The following is a 2,131-nucleotide window of genomic DNA, read 5'->3' as shown; positions in this document are numbered from 1 at the left end:
TCGCCGCCCTGTGCGGTCTGCTCCGGCGGCGCTGGTCGGCCCTGATCATTGTCATGGGCCTGGCGCTGGCGCTGGTCGTCATGGGCGCCCTGCGGGGCCTCGACCTGCCCAAGGGCACCGAGACGGCACTGCGCCTGCCGATGATCTTCGCGGCCGGGGCCGGGCTCTATCTGTGGCGCGCCCGCCTGCGGGTCTCGGCCGCCGCCCTCGCCTGCCTGGCCTTCGGCGCGTTCGTCCTCGCGCGGACACCGGCCTATTCGGCCCTGCTGTTCCTGGCCGAGGCTTACGGCGTGGTCTGGCTCGCCCTCGGCCCGTTGGCGCGTGGACCGTTCGATCCGCCGGCCGACCTGTCCTACGGGATCTATCTCTACGGCTGGCCGATCCAGCAGAGCCTGCATGCCCTGTGGCCGGACGTCTCGGGAGCCGCATTGCTGGCCCCCGCCCTCGCCCTGACCGTACCGGTCGCCGCCGTGTCTTGGTACGGAATCGAGCGGCCGGCCCTGGCGCTCAAGGTGCGGGCGCTGGGGCGGCGTCGCCTCGGCACGATCGAGCCCGCCGGATCGTGAGCGCCGACGGGCCTCTCTCGCCGTTGAAGGCGCTGGCCCTCGCGGCGCGGATGCTGGAGGCCAACGGCTTCACGGTCGTCGCCCGGAACGAACGCGGCGACAGCCTGTATCTGAAGCGGCCCGATGGCCCGTGGCACCTGCGCGTGTCGAACCACCCGCGCACTGCCAAGCAACGGTCCCGCCGCACCGATATTCTCGCAAGCCTCATCATCGACGGACCGCGCTCCCCGGAGCGACTTCGGGTTCTCGTCGCAGAGGCCGTGCGCAACTTCCAGGGCGCTCTTGCCAGGAAGGGTGATCAGGCCTCCGCGGACGGGTCCCGGAAATAAGGCTCCACCGTACCCTTCAGCTTCACGGTCATCGGGTTGCCGGCCCGGTCGAGGGTCTTGCCGGCCGAGAGCCGGACCCAGCCCTCGCTCACGCAATATTCCTCGACGTTGGTCTTCTCGACCCCTTTGAATCGGACACCGACTCCGCGCTCCAGCGCCTTCTCGTCGTAGAACGGGCTGTTGGGGTTGGCGGCGAGGCGGTCGGGAGGCGTGTCGGTCATCGTCCAGGTCTCGGGTCGTCGTCGATTTGGGCCCCGCCGGTACGGGAATCCGCGCTGACGCGCAACGCCGCGAGCAGATCCGCGATCCGGCCGCTCTGCAGCAGCGGCACCAGCCGGGTGACCGTGTCGTGCGGCCTATCCCACCACGCCGCCGCCACGAGCGCCGCCACCGTGGCCGCGTCGAACCGGTGCCGCACCACCCGCGCCGGGTTGCCCGCCACGATGGCGTAGGGCGGCACGTCGCGCGTCACGACGGCCCTTGCCGCCACCACGGCCCCGTGCCCGACCGTGACGCCGGACAGGATCATGCAGCCGGACCCGAGCCAGACATCGTGCCCGATCACCACGTCGCCCCTGGAGGCATGGTAATCCTCGGGCGCCCGGGCATCCGGGAACAGCCCGCGCATGGCCGCAAATGGATAGGTCGACGCCCAGTCGAGCCGGTGGTCGCCGCCGAGAAGGATCTCGACCTTGTCGGCGATGGAACAATACCGGCCGATCGTCAGCCGCCGCCCGCTCTCCGGGAAGCGGACTTTTGGACGCCCATACGAATAGGCGCCTATGGAGAAGCCGTAGGTCCTCGCCAGTTTGGCGAGGTGGAGCCGCGTCTCGTTGTGCGGGTTGCGCCCCCTGCGCAGCCGGTGCAACAGACCGGTCAAGACGCGAGCCCGTGCGAGGCGCGACCGCGTCGTCCTCGGTGAAAAAGGTGAGCGGGAGCGTGGGCGATGGCCGATAACATGTCCGAGGACCTCAAGGCCGGGGCGCTCGTCTACCACCGCCTGCCCAAGCCCGGGAAGCTGGAGATCCAGGCAACCAAGCCGCTGGGCAACCAGCGCGACCTCGCCCTGGCCTATTCCCCGGGCGTCGCCGCCGCCTGCATGGCGATTCACGACGATCCCCAGGAGGCCGCGACCCTCACGATCCGCCAGAACCTCGTGGCGGTGCTCTCCAACGGCACGGCCGTGCTGGGCCTGGGCGATATCGGTCCGACTCTAGAGGTCCCCCGGGACCGAGC

At 70.4% G+C, this 2,131-nt stretch carries 4 protein-coding genes and 1 pseudogene; 3 read left to right on the top strand and 2 right to left on the bottom strand.

The window, feature by feature from the left end:
* Together I53_RS18895 and I53_RS18890 are read left to right on the top strand one after the other, a co-directional pair.
* A partial coding sequence (locus I53_RS18895; RefSeq protein WP_043353493.1) for an acyltransferase occupies positions 1-566 on the top strand: 566 nt, incomplete at its 5' end.
* Positions 563-895, top strand: a complete 333-nt coding sequence (locus tag I53_RS18890) for a type II toxin-antitoxin system HicA family toxin (RefSeq protein ID WP_043353491.1) — start codon at positions 563-565, stop codon at positions 893-895. The genes I53_RS18895 and I53_RS18890, both read left to right, overlap by 4 nt.
* On the opposite strand, the gene I53_RS18885 is transcribed toward I53_RS18890, so the two are convergent.
* Positions 865-1,116, bottom strand: coding sequence for a DUF3297 family protein (locus I53_RS18885; RefSeq protein ID WP_043353490.1), 252 nt, complete (start codon positions 1,114-1,116; stop codon positions 865-867). The two genes, I53_RS18890 and I53_RS18885, sit on opposite strands and share 31 nt — an antisense overlap.
* The gene (locus I53_RS18880) at positions 1,113-1,763 is read right to left on the bottom strand and encodes a CatB-related O-acetyltransferase (protein WP_051044887.1); all 651 of its coding nucleotides are present in this window, start codon (positions 1,761-1,763) and stop codon (positions 1,113-1,115) included. The genes I53_RS18885 and I53_RS18880 overlap by 4 nt, the downstream gene beginning before the upstream one ends.
* Positions 1,764-1,841: 78 nt before the next feature.
* Between I53_RS18880 and I53_RS18875 the strand changes: the two are divergent.
* Positions 1,842-2,131: pseudogene (locus I53_RS18875) on the top strand (NADP-dependent malic enzyme); the annotation flags it as partial.

It is taken from the genome of Methylobacterium sp. B1 (assembly GCF_000333255.1).
GTDB lineage: Bacteria > Pseudomonadota > Alphaproteobacteria > Rhizobiales > Beijerinckiaceae > Methylobacterium > Methylobacterium fujisawaense.
Note: the sequence above shows the minus strand (reverse complement) of the source record. Positions and strands in the feature narration are given on the sequence as shown.